Source organism: Enterococcus sp. BWT-B8 (genome assembly GCF_020567625.1).
Taxonomy (GTDB): domain Bacteria; phylum Bacillota; class Bacilli; order Lactobacillales; family Enterococcaceae; genus Enterococcus_L.
In genome coordinates, this window is record NZ_JAJDJV010000001.1 from 276,310 (window position 1) to 302,420 (window position 26,111).

A 26,111-nucleotide genomic window follows, 5' to 3' on the forward strand; every position below is an offset into this window, starting at 1 on the left:
CCTACCCCATTTCCTTTTTTATTTATAAAATATAACGACTTAAATCTTCATTTTTAGCTATATCTTCCAGCTTATCATTCACATAACTTTCTGTAATGGTGATTTCACCCATCTGCATATCAGGAGCCTCAAAGAGCAGATCTTCCAGCAAACGTTCTAAAATTGTATGAAGTCTTCTGGCACCAATGTTATCTGTTTCACGATTCACGTTAAAAGCGATATGAGCAATGCGTTCAACCGCCTCTTGTGTAAACGTCACTTTAACATTTTCTGTACCAATCAATGCCATATATTGTTTAATCAGCGCATTGTTGGGTTCAGTCAGAATACGAATAAAATCTTCAGAGGTTAAATCCTCCAGCTCCACTCGAATCGGGAACCGCCCTTGAAGTTCAGGAATCAAATCACTTGGTTTTGACAAATGAAAGGCCCCTGAAGCGATAAAGAGAATATGATCTGTTTGTATGACGCCATATTTTGTATTAACCTGCGATCCCTCCACAATTGGTAAAATATCTCTTTGAACACCTTCACGGGAGACTTCTCCGGAATTTTGCTGATTTTTCGTAGTAATCTTGTCAAACTCATCAATAAAGATAATTCCGCTTGATTCAGCAAGCTTAATTGCTGCACTGTGAATATCTGCATCATTGACAATTTTTGCTGATTCTTCTTTTATCAGCAGCTCCTGCGCTTCCTTTACTGTGACGGTCCGCTCAACTTTTTTTCTTGGAGATAAAGCACCTAATGTCTCATTCAAATCTATCCCCATTTGTTCCATTCCAGCATTCATCATCGGCATAGTTTTCTTTGGTTCATTCATTTCAATGGTTACTTCGCGTTTATCCAACAGCCCTTTTTCCAACTGCTCCAAAATAGTTTTACGATTTATCTTGATTTCTTCTGTTACTTCCTCCTGAGGCTCTTCCGGCTGCTGAGGTGCACTGAACATTTTCATCATCTGATCGAACTGATTGCCTGATTGTTTTTGTTCCTTTTTAATTCCCGGCACAAGAACTTTTACCAGACGCGCGTTTGCCCGTTTCAATGCCTGTGAATAAACATTACTGTATTGTTGTTTTTCGACAATTTTTATTGCATTTTCCACCAAATCTCTAACCATGGATTCTACATCACGACCCACATAACCGACTTCGGTAAATTTTGTTGCCTCCACCTTAATAAATGGCGCATTAACAATTGTTGCCAGACGGCGAGCGATTTCTGTCTTCCCCACACCCGTCGGACCAATCATTAAAAGATTTTTTGGTGTCACATCCTGCTGCATTTTTTCATCCAGCTGCAACCGACGATATCGGTTTCTTAATGCAACCGCTACCGATTTTTTCGCTTTATTCTGACCAATAATATATTCATCAAGTTCTTTAACAATTTCTCTTGGCGTTTTATTTAATTCAGTCATTCGTTATCCCTCATTTTATATTTCTTCTACAATGATATTATGGTTCGTAAATACACAAATGTCTGCTGCAATATTCAAGGCATTTTCAGCAATTTCTTTTGCGGTCATTTTATCGTTCCCATAGGTTTTCATCGCCCGAGCAGCGGATAAAGCAAAATTTCCGCCGGAGCCAATTGCCAGTATTCCGTCATCAGGTGTAATAACTTCCCCTGTTCCGGATACAAGGAGCATTTCCTTTTTATTCATGACAATCAGCATAGCTTCCAGCTTCTGCATGGATTGCTGTGTTCGCCATTCCTGAGCCAGCTCTACTGCAGCACGAGTCAGATTGCCGTTATATTCATTTAATTTTCCTTCAAATTTTTCTTCAAGAGTAAATGCGTCCGCAACGCTTCCGGCAAACCCCACAATGACTTCATCATTATAGATTCGTCTTACTTTCTTTGCGCTGCCTTTCATAACTACGGACTCTCCCATGGTTACCTGACCATCTCCGGCCATGGCAAATTTTCCATCTTTTTCTACTGCACAGATTGTTGTTGAATGAAACTGTGATTCTACCATTCTATTTCCTCCTTAACCGACATCCTAAGCACGAGGATGAAAGTTTCGATAATTCTTTTGCAGGCTTTCCCGTGTAACATGAGCATATATTTGTGTGGTAGACAGGTTCGCATGTCCAAGTAATTCTTGGACTGTCCGCATATCTGCACCGTTGTTCAATAGATGAGTGGCAAATGTATGCCGCAGCATATGCGGATGAATGTCTGTATTCAAGCTGCTTTTTTTCATCAGCTGATTCAGAACATACTCAATCCCTGTTGGCGTAATCGGATCACCATGGTGATTGACAAATACAAAGTCATGTTCTTTCCCGTATTTTTCCATCAAGGGTTTCCGTCCATTTTCCAGATAGTTTGTCAGAGTGTCAGCAGCAAACGATCCAAACGGTACATAACGGTCTTTATTACCCTTCCCTGTAATAAACAGAGTACTCATCGGGAAATCTATTCTTTGCAAAGTCAGTGAAGCACATTCGCTTAAACGAATTCCAGTACCATATAAAACCTCAAGCAAGCTCTGGTTCCTTAATTCAAGCGGTTTATCTCCCTGCGCACTGTCGAACAGAGCCGTCATTTCTTTCTCATAAAAAAAACGAGGCAGACGCTGCTGCTTCCTTCTTAAATGGACATAGGAAAACGGGTTTTCAGTCAGTTGTTCATTTTTTAACAAAAATTGGTAAAAAGAACGCAGACTAGCTACTTTTCGACCTACAGAATTTCTGCTGTACTGCTCATCATAGAGTTTCCCAAGATAAACGCGAACATCCAGATGATCAACAGAAAAGTAATTTTCATTCCCTGTTTCTTTCAAAAAGTGCATGAAGTGGTTCAAATCACTCTCATAAGCAATCTTCGTTTTTTCGGAATACCCTTTCTCAACAATCAAATAGTTTAAAAAAAGTTCCGGCCAGTTTTTCTCTGTCATGAAACCCCCTCCAATAATTACACTGTTACTTTAGCATAACGAATTTTAAAAGACAAATAAATTGTCAGAATTTAATCAATATTTCTAAATTTTTTCACAATTCTAATCCTTTCCTTAATAACATCAGAATGACTCTTTTCAAATTACTGCTCTAATTTTAAAAGCGGTTCCAATTCTTTCTGCTAATACTCATTAAACAAATATTTATTCCATGAATGTTCTTCCTAAATCCAGTAGAACGTTCCAATATCTCCCCTGGAAACCCAAATAATATCAGTTTCTTCCGCCCAGCAAAGAACGAAGGGATTCCTTTTGCGGAATATTCTTCGGACCCATAACCGGTTCCTTCTTCCCCTTCGGCAAGCAATGAAAGTATAGCTGGAAATGTCATGCGCATCATCTACAGGACTTATCTTAAAAGATCCATTTCAGAGGAGAAGTATTTTCTTAAATTACTCCAGATTATCTTTGCTTTGCACTGGAGAAAAGACATAAAAAACCAGACAAGCAAACCCTATTCATACTGACGTTCCGATACAAAAAATAAATACTCGGATTTAACTTCTCAATTTCCGGCTGCAATGAAAAAACACCAAAAAGCAAACTTTAAATAATTTGCTTTTTGGTAATAGAAGAAAGTTCCATTAGTTTTATTCTATATTTTCCAGCACTTCTTTTTGAACCTCCAGTGCTCTGTTTGCAAGTGCTTCGTAACGTTCTTTTTTGTCTCTTATACGAGCCGGAAGCTCCGGAAATAAACCAAAGTTGGCATTCATCGGCTGGAAATGCTTGCCTTCTGCATGCGTAATATAATAAGCCATACTACCCATTGCTGTTTCTCTCGGCAAGATAACAGGTTCTTCTCCCTTAGCCAATCGTGCCGCATTTCTTCCTGCCAAAAGTCCGCTTGCCGCACTTTCCACATAGCCTTCTACACCAGTCATCTGTCCGGCAAAGAAAAGATCTTCTCTTTGTTTTGACTGATAAGTAGGCAAAAGCAGCTCAGGCGAATTCATAAAACTGTTTCGATGCATAACACCATAACGGACAAATTCAGCGTTTTCCAGTCCCGGAATCATTTGAAAGACACGCTTTTGCTCCCCCCATTTTAAATGGGTCTGAAAACCGACAATATTGTAAAGTGAAGCAGCAGCATTATCTTGTCTCAATTGAATAACTGCATAAGGGCGCTTTCCCGTTTTCGGATCTTCCAGTCCAACAGGCTTCATCGGTCCGAATAACATGGTTTTAATGCCGCGTTTTGCCATTACCTCAATTGGCATACAGCCTTCAAAAAACTTTTCTTTTTCAAAGGTTTTTAGAGGAACCACTTCGGCTTCCACTAATGCTGCATGGAAATGATTAAATTCTTCTTCTGTCATTGGACAATTCAAATAAGCAGCTTCTCCCTTATCGTAGCGGGATTTCAAATACACTTTATCCATATCTATTGTTGCATAATCAATAATTGGAGCAGCAGCATCATAAAAATAAAAACCTTCTGAACCATTAAAAGCTTTTACTTCTTCTGAAAGCTTTTCGGAAGTCAGCGGACCAGTTGCAATAATCGTGATCCCTTCTGGAATTTCGGTAATTTCTTCATTCTTAACAGTGATCAGGGGATGATTCTTAATTTGTTCAGTCACTGTTTGAGAAAAACTGTCACGATCCACAGCAAGTGCTCCGCCTGCCGGTACCGCTGTTTTGTCAGCAGAGCCGATAATGATGGAATCCATTCGCCGCATTTCTTCTTTTAGTACGCCTACCGCATTTGTCAGACTGTTTCCTCTCAGAGAATTAGAACAAACTAATTCTGCAAATTCTTCTGTTTGATGAGCTGGTGTTTTTTTAACTGGTCTCATTTCATATAAAGTAACGGGTACTCCTGCCTGTGCAACCTGCCATGCAGCCTCGCTTCCTGCAAGACCCGCTCCTATAACTGTGACTGTTTTTGTCATTTACTTCCTCGTTTCTGTATTGTTATTGCTTTTTTGGAAAAGAACAAGGGGCTGTGACATTCGTATGTCTCGAACCCCTAAAACTGAATAAACGGCATTTCAGCCTTTAGATGCATTGAGAATTGGAACGAAGCAAAAACCGCAGATACAAAGCGACACGATTCCATAAGCTTCCTTGACAATTTTCGGTTTGTTGGATTAAATCACAAAGAACAAAGTGACTCAATGTTTTCTTGCATAAACGCTCGTCACAGTTTAGAGTCTGCAAGTAGTGAGCATCCCTACCCCCTAGTTCTCGAAAGTAAACACTTTTACTCCTGCGGTTACTCGTCGCATGAAGGGCTTTGCTCCTGCGATTACTCATCGCAGTTAAGTTCGTGCATGTGCTCCTGCAGTTATTCGTCGCATGAAGTACTTTGTCACGGTCTCTTTCGTTCTTTGTTTTTCAATCTATAATATAAAGGGGTTAAATTCTTTAATTAGATGCTTTACCTGACTTGGCGAAAAACCGATTATAAGAAAATTTCGAGTTATATCGATAAGCTTAACAACTAATAGGATTATTTTTGAACATTTTCTTCGTAATCACCATTAATACAAACGACCTGTTTGCCGCCTTTAACTTTCTTTTCAACAAGATACTGATCACACTTCGGACAGTTTCGTCCAACTGGTTTATCCCATGAAGTGAAATCACAGTCTGGATAACGGCTGCAGCCGTAGAACAAACGATTCTTTTTCGATTTTCTTTCGATAACCTGTCCCTCATGGCAAACCGGACAGGTAACACCTATTTCTTTGACTATTGGTTTTGTATTGCGACAATCCGGAAAATTACTGCAGGCATAAAACTTTCCGTATTTCCCTAGCTTAATGACCATTGGGTGACCACATAAGTCACAGTCAAATCCTGCAGGTTCATCTTTTATCTGGATTTTCTCGATTTTTTCTTCCGCAATTGTCAGTTCTTTTTCAAACGGCTTGTAGAACTGATCGATCACCTCAATCCATTTTTCAGTTCCTTCTTCGACATGATCAAGGTTGCCTTCCATTGAAGCGGTGAAGTGGACATCAACAATTTTAGGAAAGAATTCGACAATCAGACTATTGACAATTTCTCCGAGTTCAGTAGGCTCAAACCGTTTATTGGTCAATTTAACATAATATCGACGCTGAATAGTTTCCAAAGTCGGAGCGTAAGTCGAAGGACGCCCCACACCATTTTCTTCCAGTGTACGAATCAGAGTCGCTTCACTGAATCGTGCAGGAGGCTGAGTAAAGTGCTGTTTTGGTTCAATGTCCACAGCTAGTACGATATCTCCTTCTTCCATGTCAGGAAGAATATTTTCTTTATCCTCTTTTCCGTCATCACGTCCTTCAACGTAGACCTGCATGAATCCTTTGAATTTTATCTTTGATCCATTTGCAATAAAGATAACGCCATTTTGATTCAATGTTACTTTCATTGTATCCAAAATAGCCGGTGTCATCTGGCTGGCAACCATTCGTGACCAAATCAATGTATACAGCTTTAATTGGTCTTTATCAAGGTATTGTTTAATTTCATCCGGTGTCCTGAGTACACTGGAAGGACGGATAGCTTCATGGGCATCCTGTGCTCCCTGAGCATTCTTGCTTTTTCGTCCGCCGTGTGCAGAATATTCTTTGCCGTACTTTTCTTCAATAAATGTTGCGGCTTCAGCTTTTGCAGAATCAGCCAATCTGGTAGAATCTGTACGCATGTACGTAATCAGCCCGACAGTCCCCTGTTTTCCAAGTGCGATCCCCTCATAGAGTTGTTGAGCAACCATCATGGTTTTGCGAGTACGGAAGTTCAGTTTTCTGGCAGCTTCCTGTTGAAGACTGCTGGTTGTAAACGGCAACGCAGGATTGCGTTTTCGTTCTTTCTTTTCAACTTTGTCGACATTGTACTCTTTTCCATTCATTCGGTCTGTTACTTCTTTAACAGCTTCAGGATTAGGGAGTTTCTTCTTCTTTCCGTCCAGTCCCCAGAAATTTGCCTTAAACTTCTTTCGACCCTTTTGGAAATTACCGTCTATGCTCCAGTATTCTTCTGGAACAAATTTCCGGATTTCATGTTCCCTGTCAATAATAATTTTTAAAGCTACTGACTGAACACGTCCTGCACTTAACCCTTTTTTTACTTTGCGCCATAAAATTGGACTGATGGAGTAGCCGACAATTCTGTCCAATACGCGACGTGCCTGCTGTGCATCCACTAAATCCAGATCAATTGCCCGAGGCTCCTTAAAGGCTGCTTTTACAGCTTCCTTTGTGATCTCGTTAAACACAACCCGGTTTTTATCATTGATGTTCAATCCCAGTAAGTGAGAAAGGTGCCAGGCAATGGCCTCCCCTTCTCTATCCGGATCGGCTGCGAGATAGACTTTTTCGGCTTTTTTTGCTGCAGCTTTCAATCCCTTGATTACATCGCCTTTTCCTCGGATTGAGATATAATGCGGTTCGTAATTATTTTCAAAATCGATGCCCATTTTACTCTTAGGCAAGTCGCGAATATGACCTACGCTGGCAACCACTTTGTAATTTCTTCCTAAATATTTTTCAATCGTTTTGGCTTTTGCAGGTGATTCTACAATTACTAGATATTTATACGCCATTAAACGTGCGGCTCCTTTCAGGGTTCCCTTTTTTACTATTTCCTACTATATATATAGAATAAAAACTCACAAATCGTAGTTCATCATATCTATTCATTTTGTGTTTGTCAAGGATTGATATAGTGAACTAGCGAAAAAAATTGAGCTCCTCTATAATATTTTGTGGCGAAAAAATGGCTTTAGCACCCTCATATATCAGGGTGTGACAGCCTTCTGAATGAGGTAGAAAAATATTTCCTGGTACAACGAAGACTTCCCTGCCATATTCCAATGCTGATTGAGCTGTTATTAAGGAGCCGCTGTTTCGTCTGGCTTCTATCAAGCAAGTTGCCTGACAGAGTCCTGCAATGATTCGGTTCCTCATGGGAAAATGATGTTTTCTGGGAGGCGTACCATTGGGATGTTCACTGATCAGCAGATGTTCCTTAGCTATTAATCGATGCAGGTAAGTATTTTCTTTGGGATAGCAAATATCCAGCCCTGTTCCAACAACTCCAATTGTTTGCCCCTGACTTTTGATCGCAGCTTCATGTGAGCGGCTGTCAATTCCTTTAGCCAATCCGCTGACAATGACCCAACCGGCCCCTGAAATGGCAGGAACAAATTCCCGAACGATTTTTACTCCATAGGAAGAGGCTTCTCTTGCTCCGACAAACGCAATGGATTTATGCTTTAACAGCTCTATATTCCCTTGATAGAATAAGACTGCCGGGCAATTATAGATTTCCTTCAGCAGAGGAGGAAATCGCTCATCCAGAATGGTCAAAAACTGATGTTCAGCCTGAAATTCCTGTAATTTTTCTGGATTTTCTGAGAGAGCATTCCAGGATTCTAAAAATAAAGATTCGTACCTTTTTACTTGACCAATACGAAGCATTTCTTCTTTTTTTATTTCGATCGATTCATTTTCCAGGATGAAGGATAAAATTTTTAGTCGTCCCAGATTTCCGATTCCCCGACAATTGACAAGCTTAAATAATAATGCCCTGATTTCTTTTTCCATAAAAAAAACCTTCCTTTCAAATACTATGTCTTAAATAGTATTTGCAGAAGAAGACTTATTTTATTTTATTCGCAATAATTTTTTACGGGAGCAAACGTTTTTCGATGAATCGGACAAATTCCCCGATGCTTAATCCCTTCAATGTGTTCCTTTGTTCCATATCCGGCATTTTTTTCAAATGCATATCCCGGAAACAGTTTCGCGTAGTCTTCCATCAAACGATCTCGGCAGACTTTAGCTACAATACTTGCGGCAGCAATGGAAATTGAACGGGCATCTCCTTTGATTAAGCTTTTTTGAGGAATTTTTGTATCCAATTCCATAGCATCAATCAAAAGATAGTCGGGAATAAAATCCAAATCCTCAATTGCCATCCCCATAGCCTTTTTACTGGCCTGATAGATATTTATATGATCAATCTCTATGTGGTCAACCATCCCAATACCAATAGAAATCGCCTGATTTTGAATTAGATCATACAGCTCTTCTCTCTTTTTTGCGGAAAGCTGTTTTGAATCATTTAGCCCTAACAGTTTACAATCCTCCGGCAGGATGACTGCTGCTGCGACGACCGGACCTGCAAGCGGTCCTCTGCCAACCTCATCAATTCCGGCAATCAGGCGGTATCCTTCCTGTTTTGCTTCCTTTTCAAAGATGGAAAGCTCCTGAAACTTTGCTGCTTCCTTTTCCTTTTTTAACAGGTTTCTCTCCCATTGTCCCAGTGCCTGCTGAACACCAAGACGCTGATCCTGCTGCCAGATTAACAGTCTTTCGTCTTCTCTGGAATGAACAGACTTTAATGCTATTTTTATTTCCTTGATTGATTCATTCTTCATCCCTTGCTGCTCCTAACTCTTCCCAACGATCTAGTGTAAATGTACCTAACTTTCCGCTGCGGATTTCCTGAACAATCATTTCGCTTGATCGATCATAGTCCTCTTTAAAGCCGCGTTTTTTTGTAATCAGCATTAACAGCTCTGCTGGCGGTAAAAATAGTTCGTCATCTGTGATCCCATAGCGTTCTTTAATACGATCTGGATAAAAACGGCTGAAAAACTCTAACCCATAAATAGCCAGATCATCAAAATGAAGCAGCTGATCTTTGATGGCACCTGTCAAAGCCAGTTTTTTCCCGATTTCAGGATCTTCGAACTTTGGCCATAAAATCCCAGGAGTATCAAGAAGCTCCAGATCTTTCCCTGATTTCAACCATTGTTGTCCCTTGGTTACTCCTGGCTTATTCCCAGTCTGAGCGATCTTCTTTCCCACGAGCCGATTCATCAGCGTAGATTTTCCGACGTTTGGAATACCAATACAGATTGCACGAATCGCACGAGGTTTTAATCCCCTGCTTCGATCCCGTTCAATTTTATCCTTCAATGCCTTTTTTGCTTCTTGAATGATCTTGTTTATTCCGATATTTTGCTGTGCGTTGATGACTAAAGTATGAAACCCTTTTTCCTGAAAATAATTCTGCCATTTTTTACTTTGTTCACTATCTGCGAGATCGCCTTTATTCAATAAAACCAGTCGTGGTTTCTGCTGAACAATTTGATCCATCATTGGATTTCTTGAAGACAGAGGCAGCCGAGCATCAACCAGCTCAAAAACAATGTCAACAAATTTTATTTTTTCTGATACTTCTCGACGGGCTTTGGCCATATGCCCTGGAAACCATTGAATATTCATGCTTATCACCTACCTAACTAATGATTTTAATATGTCTTAATGGATAATAGACAAAGCGTGCTTTACCTAAGATGTATTTACTGTCCACTGCACCAAAAGAACGGCTGTCCTTTGACATCCGACGATTGTCCCCCAATACAAAATAACTTTCATTGCTCAGCTGATCTTGATTGAGAAGACTGGAAAGTTCAAAGTCCGTTGTATACGGCTTCACATCATCTTCGTTTTTCTTGCTTTTATTTTCTTCCAAAAAAGGCTCTGCTATTTTTTCATTATTAATATACAATTGATCGTTTTCATAACGCACAGTATCTCCAGGAAGACCAATGACTCTCTTTACATAAATTTCTCCATTCGGCAATTGGAAAACAATAACATCAAAACGATTGACATCTGTAAACTTTTCCATTAGAACCATGTCACCCTGACTCAAGTTCTTCTCCATGGAATTTCCATCAATGGGAACAGGAATTAATAGAAAACCTCTCAAAATAAATAATATGACCAAAGAAGGTATCAGTAATTTCATAAAAGAAATAAAACATGCGATATATTTATTTTTCCCTCTCATAAATTTCTACCTTCCTCCATTGTAATATAACAAAAGCAGCTGCTTTTATACAATTTTAAAGCAGACAGTTATTTCCCCAGCTTTTCAACAGCCTTATTATAAGCCGTATCGTTTATCTGAATTTTGATTTTTAACAATTCTTCAATCTTATCAGCTGTCTCCTGATTTACCTGACCAGTAACAGAAAGTCCTTTTTCAGACTGCAGAGTCTCAATTGCTGTCTTCGTACTGCTGTTGAATTCATTTGATTCATTTACATCATAATCCAGTGCTTTTAGCATTTTATTTACGTTCATCACGGAGTCAGACTGACTCCCTTCTTCCAGAACCTCACTCCTTGAAATGGGAGAAAGATAAGCATACTCCGGATAATCTGCTTCAATGGTCGGTTCCAACCCTTCTTCATGAATCCAGTTTCCTTCCGGGGTCAGCCATTTCAAAATAGACAGTTTCAAGCTGCTGTGATCAGTAATTCCTTTTACAGTCTGAACAGTTCCTTTTCCATAAGTCGTCGTTCCGATGACATCAACATTGCCGGATTCTTTTAAAGCTGCTGCAAAAATTTCAGCTGCACTGGCGCTTCCACCATCGACAAGTACCACAACTGGTTCTTTTACTTTAAAACCGCCGTCCAGTTCAGAAGAAGCTGTATGCTCTGTAATATTACCATCCTTATCTTCGAATTGGACAATTACTTTACCATCCTCTAAAAACATGCTGCTCATCATTTCCACCTGATTCAACAAACCGCCGGGATTTTGCCGGAAATCCAGTACAAATGATTCTGCCCCTTCTTTCCGCAGATCTTTAATAGCTGTTTTCAATTCCTTAAATGTATTTCCGCCAAAGGATGAGACACGAATATTACCAATTTTACTGTTTTTTGCATCAATTTCACTGCTGACTGTCTCAATCGGAATTGTATCTCGCTCAATAATGACATCAAAGGTTTCGCCTTCTCTTAAGATTGTCAGCTGAACTTCCGTCCCTTTTTCTCCTCGAATTTTACTCACTGATTCAGACAGTGTCAGACCTTCTGTAGGCTCACCGTCTATTTGCAGGATCGCATCATTTACCTTCAATCCATTTTTTTCAGCAGGTGAACCTTCAATAGGGGCCTGAGTGACTGTAGGTACTTTATCAACCAGTCCCATTGAAGCTCCAATCCCTTCGAAGCTCCCGGAAACCTCATCGCTCAGCTCAGATGATTCTTCATCACCCAGATAAGAAGAATAAGGATCATCCAACGATTCCATCATTCCCTTTAAAGCTCCTTCAACCAATTCTGATTCATCTACTGATCCAACATAATTTTCCAGAATATTATTATAAAGTCCGTGAACCTCTTTCAAGTCTCCTGCATCACTTGTCTGCTGAGAAATATAACTGCTGAACAGACTGCTAAAATAAATATAACAACCGCCCACTGCAATAATTGCTGTACAAATAATGGAAACAACATATTGATAATAGGGTACTTGACGATGATTTTTTCTCATTGCTTTTGTTCTCTCCTTATTGCTCGCTCCTGTATTGACCGATTAGTCTAGTTTACCATGAAAAAGATAATGAAAAAAGCTGTTTCACAGTAAATTAAACGAAATTCATTTGTTGCTTGCAAGGAATCGTTCTTGATTTTTACATTTTTAACAAAACAGAAAAAGGGAGTGCAACAAACCTATGTTACAGCCCCCAAAAAACCAAATAAACGGTGTTCCAGTCTTTATATACTTCAATCCTCGATACATGCCATTTAAGCAGTGTATCTGCGGTACTCACTTCTTTCCGTTCCTCGATACATGCTTTTTAAGCGATGTATCTGCGGTACTCGCTTCTTTCCGTTCCTCGATACATGCCGTCTAGTTCCTACAAGGCATCCTACCAGTTATCCTGCAAGTTTTCTTATCATTTTCTTGAATTCCTTCTTGGTGTCATAAATCACTGCGATTCACTTGTCAGAGTAGATGATGCATGTTATCTGCTGCTTGAAGCTGGGCGCAGCTTCTTGTCGTATGGAGCAACTTTGGTACATCCTCTTTCTAGTCAGGTTCCTTATTTGTTATTCTCCAAATACTTTTCCCATAATTCGTCAAAAATAGTCATTGTGGACAGATAGTTTACTTCCATTTCTAAATAGGAGGAAAGTTCGTTATAGTCTTCTGAATGCTTTGGGAAACGAATATCTTTCGCTGCTGCATTGGCAAATTTAGTTTCAGCATCTGCTGCCGGTCCTTTTAAAGTGATCAGGTAATGATAAAAACTTCTTCTCATTTTATTTCTTTCTCCCATTTTTTTTCTAAAAATTCGCCTCTTAGCTCATGGGCTTTTTCATATCTCTTCGGCTCTTTTTTATAAAAGTCCTGATGATAGTCTTCTGCAGGATAAAAGACAGCCGCCGGTTCAATTGTTGTTACAATTTTTTCTTTGAAGCGCCCGCTGTTCTGCAGCTCCTGTTTACTTTTTTCAGCAATTTCTTTTTGTTGTTCATTCAGATAAAAGATTACTGGTCGATAGTTATCTCCACGATCTTCAAACTGCCCTAATGCATCTGTCGGATCGGTCTGCTGCCAATAAATCTCCACTAATTTCTCGTAGGAAATAATCTGGTCATCAAAAATAATTTCCACAGCTTCCGTGTGACCAGTCCTATGACTTTTTACCTGTTCATAGGTTGGGTTTGCTGTGTGACCGCCTGTATAGCCTGATGTCACCGATATAATCCCAGGCTGCTGATCAAACGGTTGAATCATACACCAGAAGCAGCCCCCTGCAAAAATTGCTTTTTCTGTCATAATACTTCCCCTTTCCTGCTATTCTTCTGAAGTGTTTGAAGTTTCAGTGTTCTTCTCATTATCTGATGGCAGATAGAGATTCACCCGTATATCATCATCAATCAGATTAATTTTTTCTGCACGAATAAATAATCCGTTTTGCATTCTAAATTCATCTAGTTTTAATAATATATATTTTTCACTGGGATTAACTTCAACCCACCCCGGCAAATTGTAGTCCCTTTTCACAAAATTCAGAATATCCTTTATAGGAAGCCCTAGTGTTCCTATAGAGAGACTTTTGGCTTTTAGCTGAACATTGCCTCCGTCAACAACATAGGGATCAAAATAGAGATTAAACTGAATCGGATAACCCAGAACTTTAAACGTTCCTGTCAGCATGGCTTCATTTTCAAGATAAAAGTCATACGTAATATCAGTGTCTTTTTGGAACTCATTAAAAAAAAATTCAATTAATGAATTGATTTGCTGTTTGTTGGACTGGATACTCAGAACCGGGGTTCCCTCTATACTGGTTGTTTGGGATGAATTAATGTTTGGTTCTCTCACCTGGGTAACTCTAATTCCTATAAACAAAATGATTCCGGTTAAAATCCCGATAATTGTCAGACAGGCAATTTTCCATGGGTTCAGCTTTTTTTTAGGCTGGCTATTCTGATGACTATTCGTCTTTTTCATCTTTTTGGTTTTCTTCTTTGTTTTTTTTGATTTTATTTCGTCTGATCCTGCCATAGGCTTCATTCACTCTCCTTGAACAGCCATTCGTCTTTAGTTTTTATCATTATTTCTCTCACTGCATTTGCCATTAACTGATAACCAATATTATTCGGATGGAAATGGTCCTCCTCATAAATAGCATTATTCGTGATCGCTTTAGAGCTTGTGTCTTCTTCCGCTCCGGTTATACCGACATCGCCATCTACACCTTTATACAACAAGTCATTAATCGGAATAAAATACATGTTATTCTGCTCAGACACAGTTTCTTCTGTTCCATCATTCCAATTGTTCACAATCTGCTGCATCTCAATGATTTCCGGAAAATAAAGATAAAATGGATTGTAAATGCCTAATATGTATACAGGTGCAGCTTCATTATATTTTCGAATTTCATTCAAGAGTGAGCTGATTTGCCCCTGATAGTTTTTCAGAGGTTTTTTGAAAGACTCCACTGTTAAATTGAAGACATCCCCTTTTATTACTTTCATCAGGTCATTACCCCCAACTGTCAAAGTAATTAAATCAGCTTCACCCAACTGTTTCTGAATATCTTCACTCTTTTTTATCCGCTTCAAAATTTGATCACTTCGATCACCATTTTTACCAAAGTTTTCAACATCAACTGCATTTACATTATATCGATCTTTAATTTCATTAGCCAAAATTGGTACAAAGCCGCCGGAATTTGTCAGATCACCGACTCCTTCTGTTAAGGAGTCACCAATAGCAACATATTTAATAATATCCTTGTTGTTCTCATTGGGGACACTTGTTTTTTGTGTATTAAAATAAGGCTGAGCTTTAGGTACTATAAAAAAAAGCAACAGCAAGGTAAGCAGAGCCGCTCCAAAAGGAACTACAAGCATCAGCCAATTTTTTTGAAAAAAGTCTTTCATCTTCAGCCCCTCTTTCATTCTCAAAAAGAGAGCAGGAGCTCTATCAGCTCGGATATCCTCCTGCTCTTCAATCTCAATATGTGATAAAACAGATACATTTCACAGCTTGATACGAAAAGCCAAGCAACTCGATGACTCATCGTCTCTGCTTGGCTTCTGAAACATCCAATTTAAACGTTCTTATTTTGTATAGTACATTATTGCAAAGGCGCCTTTACCAGTATGTGTAGCAATCACCGGATTTGTATGCAAAACAGGAATATCCATATCAGGGAACAGTTTTTGCAGCCCATCTTTGAAATAGTTTGCCAGCTCTAAACCATCCGCATGAGAAATCCCAATCTGACGGATATTAGAAAGTTTTTCCAGTTCAGTCTTTAGTTCATCAAACCATTTATTAAAGGTTTTAACGCCGCGTCCCTTTATAACTGGAATTAATTCTGAATGATCAAAGTCCATGACCACTTTCATATTAAATATATTTGACATCAATCCAGTTGCACGGCTGATTCTTCCGCCTTTAACCAGATTGTCCAGTGTAGAAATACCTATAAACAGTTTTGTATTTTCTTTAACATGCTCTACTTTAGCCAAAATTTCAGGAGTATCTGCACCATTTTGAGCCAGCTTCGCAGCTTCAATCACTTGGAAAGAGAGCCCTTGATCTACAAAATCGCTGTCGATGACCGTTACCTTGCTGGAAGTCAGATTGCTTGCCTGTCTGGCAGCCTCAACTGTTCCGCTCAACCCTTTTGTCATATGGATAGAGATAATCTCACTGCCGTCTTTTCCAAGTTCATCATACAGTTCGACAAATTCTCCAATTGGCGGCTGACTGGTTTTGGGTAAAGCCTTTGCTTCCTCCATCATATGCATAAACCGTTCGCCTTCTAAATGGTCATCATCAGGATAGACAACACCGTCTATCATAACGGATAAAGGAATCATGTGGATATTTAAATTGTCCCGTACTTCCTTTCTCATCGTACAGGAGGAATCAGTCACAATTTTTACATTTGTCATAAAATTAACCACTCTTTCTTTAAAAACAACCTTCATTCATGATAGAATGATTATATGGTTTCAGTTATGGATATAGTATAACAGACCGAAAATAATTTTTCATCAAATTAAAATGAAGGAAGTTGATTTCTTGGAAAAAGCTGGATTTTCCCGCAAATATCTAATTGTCAATGAAGTACTCAATGCTGTTACCCATGGAATCGGCTTTGGTCTGAGTATTGCAGGCCTGGTCATATTACTGGTAAAAGGAACAAATTTGGACTCGGCGCTTTATGTTGTCTCTTATGCTCTATATGGTTCAACACTGATTTTGCTGTTTCTCTCTTCCACGCTGTTCCACAGTCTGATTTTCACTAAGGCGAAGAAAGTTTTTCAGGTATTTGATCACAGCTCCATCTTTTTATTGATTGCAGGGAGCTATACACCATTTTGCCTGTTAAGCGTGCAGGGGTGGTTAGGCTGGACACTGTTTGGATTGATTTGGTCATTGGCTATTGCAGGAGTTGTTTATAAATCGGTCACTCTGCATAAACAGGATACTGTAAAATATGCTTCAACTGTTATTTATATAATTATGGGCTGGTTGTGTCTGATTGCAGCAAAGCCGTTGTATGAAAGCTTGAGTTTTACGGGTCTGGCACTTTTAGTTTCCGGAGGCGTTTCATACACGCTGGGAGCACTATTCTACAGCTTAAAAAATGTACGGTTTATGCATGTTGTCTGGCATCTATTCGTGATGGCTGGAGCAGGTTTTATGTTTTTTTCAGTTTTATTTTTCACTTAAATAAGATAGCGCGGATTATTTTTATTATTCCGCCGCTGTCTTTTTGTTTTTCTTAAGAATTAACTCTATACAGAATTACATTTTATTTTTTATCATTATTTTTCTATCTGTAAAACTAAAATATAGATCTCCATACTACCTTGTCTCTATTTTTCCACTTTCGATAAGTTCTTCCCGTTAGTTTTGAAGTAGTCCCTTTTCTACTTCTCCATCATCGCTACCCATAGCTTTTGAAGCTGCTTCTCTATCCGTTTAGTAATTTTCATCTCATAATGTGTCTTTAAAATCAATATTTTCGAGGTCAAACTCAGTATTCTGAATATATTAAGAGTTTATTCCCCATAAGTTTAACAGATCTCGTTCAAAATTTATTTTAGAATAGGCTTTCATTATTTCTCCATCCGTAGGCTCCCATTGTTTCTGCTATTTCATTCTAATATTTTAGTTCCATTTTTTACCTGTATACGATACGTCCGTCCTTTCTATTCGTTTATACTGAAATTAAAATTCCAGTTCATAACCATAAATTATATCATTCGCATATTCTTTGCCAACACTAAACCAGAACTTTCCAAACAGCTCTTCCTCTATAGTGCTGCTTGTATCAGCAGATTTCTTTTCAATAACCTTTGCCTCTTTCTTTTTAGTGATCGTTTCACCAGCAGCAGAAAAAAAGAATAAAAAAATGAGTATTTGTACTTTACAAAACGAACAAACATTCGTATAATATAAATACGAACACAGGTTCGAATTTCTCGTGAGGTGATAATAATGAAAGCAGTACGTCGTGGCGGCTTTATATTTTTTGTTTTGTTGATTGGTATTTTTTTGGGTACATTGGGCTTACCAGCTGCATTGCTAATCGTCAGTCCTCTCTTTATCATCTGGTTCATGCTTTGGGATGAAAAACGTTATTCTGAAGAACGCAGAAGACAGGAAAGCCAGCAATATTCTGTCTACCGAAAATATCATTAAGATCGAGCAGATCCTATCATAAAAAAACGGTGTGAAGGAAAATTCCTCACACCGTTTTACTGTTTAATAATCCATTAAGGTTACAATTTCATAATTAGAGATTTTATCTCTCCCATGCAGCTCCTTCAGCTCAATCAGGAAGGCACAGCCGACAACGATACCGCCTAATTGTTCGATTAATTCAGTTGTTGCTTTAATTGTACCGCCTGTAGCAAGTAAATCATCGCAAATCAGCACTCTTTGTCCAGGCAGAATTGCATCTTTATGGATAGTTAAAGTATCTGTACCATATTCTAAATCGTACGTCACTTCAATCGTTTCACGAGGCAGTTTACCTTTCTTGCGAACTGGAGCAAAGCCTACACCAAGCTCATAGGCAACCGGACAGCCAACAATAAATCCTCTGGCTTCAGGCCCCACAACCATATCAATCCTTTTTTCTTTTGCGTAATCAACGATTTGCTTCGTTGCTTCACGATAAGCATCTCCATTTGCCATCAAAGGAGAGATATCTCTAAAGATAATTCCTTCTTCGGGATAATCAGGGATACTTGCAATATAATCTTTCAAATTCATACTTATTCTTCCTCCTCGTTCAACAGCCAGCTCAGCAATACTTTACGATCGCTGTATAGTAAAAATTCTTCTACCTTAATTTTCTTCAATCGTTTTTGATAGACTTCACTTTCTGTCAACGGATGATTTTCAGGGGTATCAACATTTCTTAAAATGCCGTCTTCTATTGTAACAAATCCCAAATCAAAAAACACCTGAATCATGAAAATTAATAGTTTTTCCTGGATTTGCAGATAATTTGAAACAGTATCCAATTTATAACGAACATCCAATGTTCCCTGTTTACGAATCAATGAATAAAGCTTTGAAAACTGCTCCCTTGATCCAGTTCCATTCAAATAAGCTTCATCAGTGGAAAGACCTAAAAGATAAATACGATTGACATTGACGCCTTCAATCAACTGTTTAATATCATCCAATTCATCAGGACAATCGACAATAACTAATTGTTCAATTGTCATCCCGTTTGTTTCAGATAAAAGCTGTCCAGACGACTCATAGTAGAGCATATTTCCTATATCAGTTTTTAAAAGTTTGACACTTTCCTTTTGAAAATAAACAAATAACGTATTCTTCTCTGGAATGTCTTGCTGCTGGTTCGCTTTCCCTCTTAAATCAAACAATTGGATATCTTCTATGGAATAGTCTTCTGCCATTAACTGAGGCTTTTTATTACCATTCCATTCATTTATAGAGAGCTTCCCTGCAATATTACAACGGTTTTCAGCAAATTCTTTGGCGTCTTTACCCATTTGGAATGCAATGACATCCAGCGAAGCAGAGCCGTCAGTTATCTGCAGCTTCAAATGATCTTGCTGCGCCCCGATTTGTCGAACCTGAATAGCATCCACCTTTTTATAAGAGAAATTCGGCATCGGATTATCTGTTCCAAAAGGAGCGAGCAGCTTTAACTGGTTGATAAAAGAGAGTGTTGTCTCTTCTATTGTAAGAACTTCATCGATCTGCAATTCCTGTCCCTGTGAAAGGTCAATTGCATTTTTCTCAATATAATGAATCAGCTGCTCTTTCAGTACATCAATATTTTCCACAGGCAGTGTCATTCCGGCAGCCATATGGTGCCCGCCAAAATGAGTAAAGAGCTCTCTCTTTTCATTTAATGCATCATACATATTCAACGCAGACACACTTCTTCCTGAGCCTTTAGCGGTTGATCCGTTCTCATCAATCGTCAAAACGATTGTCGGTTTCCCTGTTTCCTGCATGATGCGGCCTGCTACAATCCCCAAAACACCTTCATGCCAACCTTTTTGAGCTAAAACATGGATAGAAGATTTCAAATCAAGTAAAGTAAAAGCCTCTTCCGTGATTGTTTCGACAATCTTTTTACGTTCAGTATTTTTTTCTTCGATAAATTTTGCAATACTCAATGCTTCGTCTTCATCAAAGGTCGTCATTAATTCAACTCCTGGAGCTGCTTCTCCCAGTCTTCCAAGTGCATTTAAACGAGGACCAATCGCAAAGCCAATATTTTCTTCAGAAATTTCTTCTTTTTTTAAGCCGGCTGAGTGAATCAACGCATCTAATCCGATACGATCTCCCGATTGAATCATCTTGAGCCCCATCTGAACCAACATCCGATTTTCCCCGGTTAATGAAACCAAATCGGCAATCGTCCCAATAGCAACCAGATCAAAAAACTCAGTGGGAGTCTCTCCAAGTAAAGCTGAAGCAACTTTGAACGCCACGCCGACTCCAGCTAAATCACCAAAAGGATAGTCTCCCTTGGGATGTTTAGGATGAATCACAGCGAGGGCATCCGGTAAAATTTCGGGCAATTCATGGTGATCTGTAATAATTACATCAATTCCCTGTTCTTTTGCATAGTTTACAGCTTCATGTCCGGCTACACCGTTGTCCACAGTAATGATCAGCTGAATGCCGCTTTCAATCTTTTCTTTAAAAACAGACAAATTCGGGCCATACCCGTGAATAAATCGATTGGGTAAAAAATAATCTACTTCTCCGCCAATCAGCTCAACAGCTTCCTTCATCACCGTAGTACTGGTAATACCATCTGCATCATAATCACCGTATACCAGAATCCTTTCTCCCTGTTCAACGGCCTGCTGGATTCGTTCAATTGCCTTATCCATTTCGTAAATTAAAAAAGGATCATGAAGTGCTTCAATTGAGGGAGTTAAAAAAAGGGCCAGCTGTTCAGATGTTTGTATGCCTCTTTGCCACAGCAGCTTGCCAACCAGCGGACTAATATTTTTTTCATTCAGTAATTCTGTAAATTCTTCTGAAAAGACTGGATTTTCAGGATATTTCCATATATACTTAGATTTTTTCACATCGTCACTCCTAACCAAGTAATTATAACAAAATCAGGATCAAAACTAAAGATAAGTCCATCATTTGAAATTAGGAGAATTGATTTCTACAATAATCCTTATGTTAATCAATCAAAATCTTTGGTCCGCCTTTTTATGCACAAAAAAAGTCCAAGTATTACTAAAAATACCAGACCTTTCTTGTTCCAATGAGCGAAGCAACAGTAAAACAAACATGACATGCTTCAAGCTGTTGCTCTAGCCTATTCTAATTTATTTACTCTGAAAAAGGCTCTTCCTTCTCTTTTAATTCTACTGGCAAACCTTTTTCCTCAAGTAAGTGATCATACTTTTGCTGAATTTCAGCCAGTTTATTTTCATTGCTTCTCTCTGTTCGTTCAACAGCTTCCTTGACAAGCTTGTCAGACTCATCTTTGTATGAATCTCTTTCTTCAATCAGGTTCTTAATCCGCTTTTTTTGATCCAAAATTGTTGTAACTGAAGTAATCAGCCCTACTATTGCTCCAATAATGGCAGAGCCCAGTATAATTAATATAAGCGGTCCGGAAATTTTAGCGAAACCAAAACTTACAGGAACACTTTGACTGTTCAGCACAGCAAAAATCACAATAACCAACATAAGAAGAAACCCTACTATAACACGCCACTGATTCTTCATCTCAATTCCCCCACCATCTATTTTTTGTTAAAGATACTTACCGCCAAAAGATCACCCAAATGCGGCAGAAGAGTGTAGAGTCGTGCTGCACCTTCCATGATTCTTGGTCGATTTATTTCACGTTTATAGGTGCCCATACTCTGCACTATTTCATTGGCAAGCTGCTGAGGATCTAAGACGAAGAGTCCTAATGATTCCAAATAATCTCCTGAAGGATCCGCCTGATCAAAAAAGTTTGTTGCGATCGGTCCGGGATTCACTGTTGTTACAGCAATTCCTAAAGGTCTCAGTTCAAGACGAAGCGCATTTGAAAAACCTAAAACGGCAAATTTTGTTGCAGAATAAATACTTGTTTTAGGCGTTGCCATTTTCCCAGCCATTGAAGCAACATTAATAATATGTCCACTCTGACGTTCTGCCATCCCCACTGCAATTTTCTGAGTAAAGACCATCATCCCCAGAACATTAACATTAAACATATTTCGTGCAACATCTAAATCTGTATCGAGAAAGTTATCGAAAATACCAAAACCGGCATTATTTACAAGAATATCCACAGCACCCACTTCTTCAGTTATTCGGCCAATCACATAATCCACATTTTCAGGATCAGATATATCCAGCTGGAAAGAAAACGCTTTTTTGCCGCTTAGCTCTTCACAGCGCTCTTTAACCTTACCGATTAGATTAATACGTCTGGCACATACTACTACAACAGCTCCTCTGCAAGCTGCTTCGTAGCATACTTGTTCACCCAAACCAGCTGAACCGCCAGTTACTACAACCACCTTATCATTTAAATCCTGCCAAAACCTCATTTTTTCTCCTCCTGCTTCTATTTTCGGAATGGAACATCCAGGATATCCATATCCTTAACCGCTGTTACAAATGGGAATAATTCTTTTGCTTCATCTTCAAGCTGAATAATATCTCTTGTTAAATACCGGGCACTGATGTGTGTTAAAACCAGCTGCTTAACCTGTGCTTCTTTGGCTATCTCGGCAGCCTGATGACTGGTGGAATGATAATAGTTCTTTGCCATTTTTGATTCATCCTTATTAAAGGTACTTTCGTGCACTAAGACATCTGCATTTTTACCAAGTATAACACTATTCGCTGTTTTTCTGGTATCTCCTAAAATAGTAACGATTCTTCCGGCTCTCTTTTCTCCGACAAAGTCTTTTCCATTGATCACCTGTCCATCCTCAAGCTCCACTGTTTCTCCACGTTTTATCTTACCATATAAAGGACCTGATGGGAGACCCAATGCCTGAAGCTTTTCTACTTGAAGTTCACCTTCATGATCGGATTCAACAATCCGGTAACCAAAACTCAAGATTCCATGCTCTAAAGGCAGACACTCAACCTTAAACTGTTTATCTTGAAAAACGATACCGCCATCCGTCAGCTCATGAAAAACAATAGGATAAGACAGACGTGTCTTTGACACATTTAAAGAGGTTTCAATAAATTTTCGAATCCCTTCCGGTCCATAGATATCCAACTGTTCATCCCCACCTTGAAATGAACGGCTGCTCAGCAGTCCCGGCAAACCAAAAATATGGTCTCCGTGTAAATGGGTAATAAAAATTTTTTCGATTTTTCTTGGACGAATGGTACTTTTTAAAATTTGAAGCTGTGTTCCTTCACCGCAGTCAAACAACCAGACAGCATTTCGCTCATCCAGCAATTTCAAAGCGATACTGCTTACATTACGGTGTTTCGCTGGTACTCCAGCACCTGTACCTAAAAATTGTAATTCCATTGGTTCCCTTACTTTCCATTAGATTTCTTCTTCATTTTAGAAGAAAGCAGCCTCATTGGCAAATAAAATTATTTTATCGGTAAAATAACCGTAAAAGTTGTTCCTTTCGGTGTTGTATCTGATACTGATATTTTACCATGATGACTTTCAGCAATCCATTTAGCAATGGCCAGTCCAATTCCGTAGCCGCCGGTTTTTCTGTTACGTGACTGATCGCCTCTGTAAAAGCGATCAAAGATCTCTTTTTTCTGTTCGTCTTCAATTCCGATCCCCTGATCAACCACATTAATAATCCATTCATTTCTCTCTACTTTAGAACTTAACAAGACCTGATCCCCTTCATTTGTATATTTTAATGCGTTGTCCAAAAGAATAATCAGCAGCTGCTTGATTTTTTGGCGGTCAATCGCTGCCTGTCCTTCTTTTTCGATATTAATCTTAAGTTCTTTATTTTCTGCTTCTGCAAGCTCCTGATACGGAGTCAGAGAAGTTAATAAAAAGTCTTTTATATTGACCGTTTCTTTATCGAGAATAACAGCGTTTGAATCAGAACGTGCCAGCAGCAGCAGGTCGCTTGTTAATTCGCTAAGTCGCTGAACTTCTGTCAATGAGGCAGCAATAGTTTCTGATTCCTCAAGAATCGTATGATTCGGCTTTGTAAACAGCTTTTCAAGCTTAGCCTGAATAATGGTTAACGGCGTTCGTAATTCATGAGAAGCATTTTCTACAAATTCCAGCTGTTTTGCCCAGGAAACCATAATCGGCTTCATCGACCATTTCGACAGGAAATAGCTTAAAATAATCGAAAGAACTCCAAATACAACCATACAAACAATAAGTATCTGTTTTACCCGCTCAATGGTTCCTTTAATAGGATCAGTATTAGTCAAAATCTGGACATAGGCAACATCGGAAGTTTCATCGCCAATAATCGGCACCGTAATGGAGCGAAACTGCAGCACTCTTTCGTTGCTGTCCTTCACTGTAATGCTATTGATGGTATTCAAACTCTCAGTAGATAATTTTACATTCTGAAGGTCATCATATCGTGAGCCTAGACTGTCCTCATTTATAATTTCACCCTCAGCTGTCCATAAGATTACCTGCTGCTGGAAACTGTTTTTAGGCGGTATTTTATCTTCACTATTATTTCCATTTCCTATAATCGGATCATTTTGCGGCAATTGACCAAAGCGATCGAAATGAGCCATTTTTATTTGCATATTTAGGAACTGATCATTTTCAGACATCCTCGTAAGCTCTGTGTCAACAGATTGATAAATAGAGGTTTGAAGAAGTTGAAAGACAATGATTCCGAGGATTAGAAAAATACTGGAAAATGAAATCATGTTCACTACAAAATAACGAATTCGTTGATTTTTAGTTCGTTGTTCCTTCATTGTCTCACTGACCTTCCTCTTCCGGCTGGAATAAATAGCCGACATTTCTCAATGTTTTAATCCATTTATCCAGTTCAAACGGTTTTAAATGTTTTCTCAGGTTACTCATGTACACTTCGACAACCGTCAGGGTCGTATCTGACTGAAAGCCCCAAATACGATCAAACAACTGATCTTTTGTAATAATTCTCCCTTTATTCTGCATGAGATATAAAAGTAAATCAAATTCTTTTCCCTGAAGCTGAATATCCTGTTGTTGATAGTGTACTTGCCGATTGTTGATTTCAATACACAGCTGGCCTATTCTCAATTCGTTTTTCGGATTTAGTCCGAGAGATCTGCGAAGCAGTGCCTGCACTCTCATTAACAGCTCTTCTCTATGGAACGGTTTTGTTAAATAATCATCTCCCCCATTCTTAAAGCCATTCACTTTATCCTCCAGACCGTCTTTCGCAGTTAAAATCAAAACCGGTGTATAGATCTTTTTTTCTCTTAGTTTAGTCAGTATCTGTTCTCCTGAAAGACTTGGAAGCATTAAATCAAGTACGATTAAATCGTAGACTTCTCTTTCTCCTTCATAAAGTCCCTCTTCCCCATCGTAAACCTGCTCAACTTCACCGATTTCAGATAATATCTCACTGATACTATCTGACAATATTTCGTCATCTTCCACTAAAAGTATCTTCAACCTACTCTCCCCTCTCTATTACTCAAATTAAAGACTCCTAAATCAACAATAGAAGGGTACGACTAATCTGGTCTACCGGATTGTCCCACCCTTTCAAACTAGTTTTTAATTCGTTGCTCATTGGTTCATTCAACAACAAAGATTCTGACACATTCACACTTATTGCTTATTGATCGTCTGAATTATTATCTTTTGCGTTTTCTGTCCACGCATTATTTGCCGCATCTTTGACTTTCTTTTCAACAGTTTTTGCTTTATCCAGTTCCTGCTCGACATCCTCATAAACAAGGCGAGTAATCTCTCCTCCCAGTTCGTTCATCACTAACTGATTTAAGGGACGGTTATCATCTTCATCTGCAATTAAGACTAAACCGGTATGTCCTTCCGTAATTTTATTCGACATATGTTCGAAAACTGATTGCGCATTTCGAAGCTCTTTGGCGTCTTGTGTTGCTCCGATCATACTTCCCGCAAACCAGCCCAGCAAAATACCCAGAGGACCGCCCAAAATTCCAATGACCATCCCGATAAAACTACTTTTAGCAGTACGGTCATTCCCTGTAAAATCAAGGAAGTCATTGATTTTGAATTGGTGTACTCCAGTATTAACATGTGTCACAACCGCCATCTGTTCCCCCTTAATCTGCCGTTCTGCATATAACCTCTTCAATTCAGAAAATGCTTGGTACGCCTGACTTTCAACTTTAAAATTCATGATGATTACACGTCTTGACATTTGATCACCTCA

Annotated in this window: 25 protein-coding genes; 2 read left to right on the top strand and 23 right to left on the bottom strand. The window is 38.9% G+C overall.

Annotation, left to right across the window (positions count from 1 at the left end):
• Positions 1 to 22: 22 nt before the first annotated feature.
• The 15 genes from hslU to LI951_RS01340 form a co-directional block, all read right to left on the bottom strand.
• Positions 23 to 1,423, bottom strand: coding sequence for an ATP-dependent protease ATPase subunit HslU (gene hslU / locus LI951_RS01270; protein ID WP_229441025.1), 1,401 nt, complete (start codon positions 1,421 to 1,423; stop codon positions 23 to 25).
• A 15-nt stretch (positions 1,424 to 1,438) separates the two neighbouring features.
• Entirely contained in the window at positions 1,439 to 1,987 is a 549-nt protein-coding gene (gene hslV, locus LI951_RS01275) for an ATP-dependent protease subunit HslV (RefSeq protein WP_202068886.1), read from the bottom strand.
• A 24-nt stretch (positions 1,988 to 2,011) separates the two neighbouring features.
• The gene (gene xerC / locus LI951_RS01280) at positions 2,012 to 2,911 is read right to left on the bottom strand and encodes a tyrosine recombinase XerC (RefSeq protein WP_202068887.1); all 900 of its coding nucleotides are present in this window, start codon (positions 2,909 to 2,911) and stop codon (positions 2,012 to 2,014) included.
• A 650-nt stretch (positions 2,912 to 3,561) separates the two neighbouring features.
• Entirely contained in the window at positions 3,562 to 4,869 is a 1,308-nt protein-coding gene (gene trmFO / locus LI951_RS01285; protein ID WP_229441026.1) for an FADH(2)-oxidizing methylenetetrahydrofolate--tRNA-(uracil(54)-C(5))-methyltransferase TrmFO, read from the bottom strand.
• A 560-nt stretch (positions 4,870 to 5,429) separates the two neighbouring features.
• Positions 5,430 to 7,508, bottom strand: a complete 2,079-nt coding sequence (gene topA, locus LI951_RS01290) for a type I DNA topoisomerase (protein WP_202068890.1) — start codon at positions 7,506 to 7,508, stop codon at positions 5,430 to 5,432.
• 127 nt (positions 7,509 to 7,635) lie between these two features.
• On the bottom strand, positions 7,636 to 8,511 hold the full coding sequence (gene dprA / locus LI951_RS01295) for a DNA-processing protein DprA (protein WP_229441027.1): 876 nt from the start codon (positions 8,509 to 8,511) through the stop codon (positions 7,636 to 7,638).
• 65 nt (positions 8,512 to 8,576) lie between these two features.
• A complete protein-coding gene (locus tag LI951_RS01300; RefSeq protein ID WP_202068899.1) occupies positions 8,577 to 9,347 on the bottom strand; it encodes a ribonuclease HII in 771 nt (256 codons plus the stop codon).
• On the bottom strand, positions 9,337 to 10,200 hold the full coding sequence (gene ylqF / locus LI951_RS01305) for a ribosome biogenesis GTPase YlqF (RefSeq protein WP_202068901.1): 864 nt from the start codon (positions 10,198 to 10,200) through the stop codon (positions 9,337 to 9,339). The genes LI951_RS01300 and ylqF overlap by 11 nt, the downstream gene beginning before the upstream one ends.
• 13 nt (positions 10,201 to 10,213) lie before the next feature.
• Complete coding sequence (gene lepB / locus LI951_RS01310; protein WP_202068902.1) at positions 10,214 to 10,771, bottom strand: signal peptidase I; 558 nt, start codon at positions 10,769 to 10,771, stop codon at positions 10,214 to 10,216.
• A 68-nt stretch (positions 10,772 to 10,839) separates the two neighbouring features.
• On the bottom strand, positions 10,840 to 12,270 hold the full coding sequence (locus tag LI951_RS01315) for a S41 family peptidase (protein ID WP_229441028.1): 1,431 nt from the start codon (positions 12,268 to 12,270) through the stop codon (positions 10,840 to 10,842).
• Positions 12,271 to 12,823: 553 nt separating this feature from the next.
• Complete coding sequence (locus tag LI951_RS01320) at positions 12,824 to 13,042, bottom strand: YozE family protein (RefSeq protein ID WP_202068904.1); 219 nt, start codon at positions 13,040 to 13,042, stop codon at positions 12,824 to 12,826.
• A complete protein-coding gene (gene msrA, locus LI951_RS01325) occupies positions 13,039 to 13,563 on the bottom strand; it encodes a peptide-methionine (S)-S-oxide reductase MsrA (protein WP_229441029.1) in 525 nt (174 codons plus the stop codon). Before msrA ends, LI951_RS01320 begins: the two co-directional genes overlap by 4 nt.
• Positions 13,564 to 13,581: 18 nt before the next feature.
• The gene (locus LI951_RS01330) at positions 13,582 to 14,295 is read right to left on the bottom strand and encodes a YpmS family protein (RefSeq protein ID WP_420705904.1); all 714 of its coding nucleotides are present in this window, start codon (positions 14,293 to 14,295) and stop codon (positions 13,582 to 13,584) included.
• Positions 14,296 to 14,300: 5 nt separating this feature from the next.
• Positions 14,301 to 15,179: an SGNH/GDSL hydrolase family protein gene (locus LI951_RS01335; protein WP_420705897.1), complete on the bottom strand. Its 879-nt coding sequence runs from the start codon at positions 15,177 to 15,179 to the stop codon at positions 14,301 to 14,303.
• 180 nt (positions 15,180 to 15,359) lie between these two features.
• A complete protein-coding gene (locus tag LI951_RS01340; RefSeq protein WP_202069206.1) occupies positions 15,360 to 16,202 on the bottom strand; it encodes a DegV family protein in 843 nt (280 codons plus the stop codon).
• 112 nt (positions 16,203 to 16,314) lie between these two features.
• Here LI951_RS01340 and trhA point away from each other — a divergent pair, with 112 nt between their 5' ends.
• On the top strand, positions 16,315 to 16,986 hold the full coding sequence (trhA, locus tag LI951_RS01345) for a PAQR family membrane homeostasis protein TrhA (protein WP_420705898.1): 672 nt from the start codon (positions 16,315 to 16,317) through the stop codon (positions 16,984 to 16,986).
• A gap of 771 nt (positions 16,987 to 17,757) precedes the next feature.
• Positions 17,758 to 17,961, top strand: coding sequence for a hypothetical protein (locus LI951_RS01350; protein WP_229441030.1), 204 nt, complete (start codon positions 17,758 to 17,760; stop codon positions 17,959 to 17,961).
• A 63-nt stretch (positions 17,962 to 18,024) separates the two neighbouring features.
• Here the strand turns inward: LI951_RS01350 and LI951_RS01355 are convergent, their stop codons facing one another.
• From LI951_RS01355 to LI951_RS01390, 8 genes are all read right to left on the bottom strand, one after another.
• Positions 18,025 to 18,537, bottom strand: coding sequence for an adenine phosphoribosyltransferase (locus tag LI951_RS01355; RefSeq protein ID WP_202069209.1), 513 nt, complete (start codon positions 18,535 to 18,537; stop codon positions 18,025 to 18,027).
• Between the two features lie 2 nt (positions 18,538 to 18,539).
• Positions 18,540 to 20,852 carry a single-stranded-DNA-specific exonuclease RecJ gene (recJ, locus tag LI951_RS01360; protein WP_229441031.1) on the bottom strand — a complete coding sequence of 771 codons (2,313 nt, stop codon included), beginning with the start codon at positions 20,850 to 20,852 and terminating at the stop codon, positions 18,540 to 18,542.
• A gap of 256 nt (positions 20,853 to 21,108) precedes the next feature.
• The gene (locus LI951_RS01365) at positions 21,109 to 21,510 is read right to left on the bottom strand and encodes a LapA family protein (protein ID WP_202069211.1); all 402 of its coding nucleotides are present in this window, start codon (positions 21,508 to 21,510) and stop codon (positions 21,109 to 21,111) included.
• 17 nt (positions 21,511 to 21,527) lie between these two features.
• Positions 21,528 to 22,328 (bottom strand): SDR family NAD(P)-dependent oxidoreductase, encoded by an 801-nt coding sequence (locus LI951_RS01370; RefSeq protein ID WP_202069213.1) that lies wholly within the window; start codon positions 22,326 to 22,328, stop codon positions 21,528 to 21,530.
• A 17-nt stretch (positions 22,329 to 22,345) separates the two neighbouring features.
• The gene (gene rnz / locus LI951_RS01375) at positions 22,346 to 23,275 is read right to left on the bottom strand and encodes a ribonuclease Z (RefSeq protein WP_202069214.1); all 930 of its coding nucleotides are present in this window, start codon (positions 23,273 to 23,275) and stop codon (positions 22,346 to 22,348) included.
• Between the two features lie 68 nt (positions 23,276 to 23,343).
• The gene (locus LI951_RS01380) at positions 23,344 to 24,675 is read right to left on the bottom strand and encodes a sensor histidine kinase (RefSeq protein WP_202069215.1); all 1,332 of its coding nucleotides are present in this window, start codon (positions 24,673 to 24,675) and stop codon (positions 23,344 to 23,346) included.
• A 4-nt stretch (positions 24,676 to 24,679) separates the two neighbouring features.
• On the bottom strand, positions 24,680 to 25,363 hold the full coding sequence (locus LI951_RS01385; RefSeq protein WP_229441032.1) for a response regulator transcription factor: 684 nt from the start codon (positions 25,361 to 25,363) through the stop codon (positions 24,680 to 24,682).
• Positions 25,364 to 25,529: 166 nt separating this feature from the next.
• Positions 25,530 to 26,099: a DUF1269 domain-containing protein gene (locus tag LI951_RS01390; protein ID WP_202069217.1), complete on the bottom strand. Its 570-nt coding sequence runs from the start codon at positions 26,097 to 26,099 to the stop codon at positions 25,530 to 25,532.
• Positions 26,100 to 26,111: the final 12 nt, after the last annotated feature.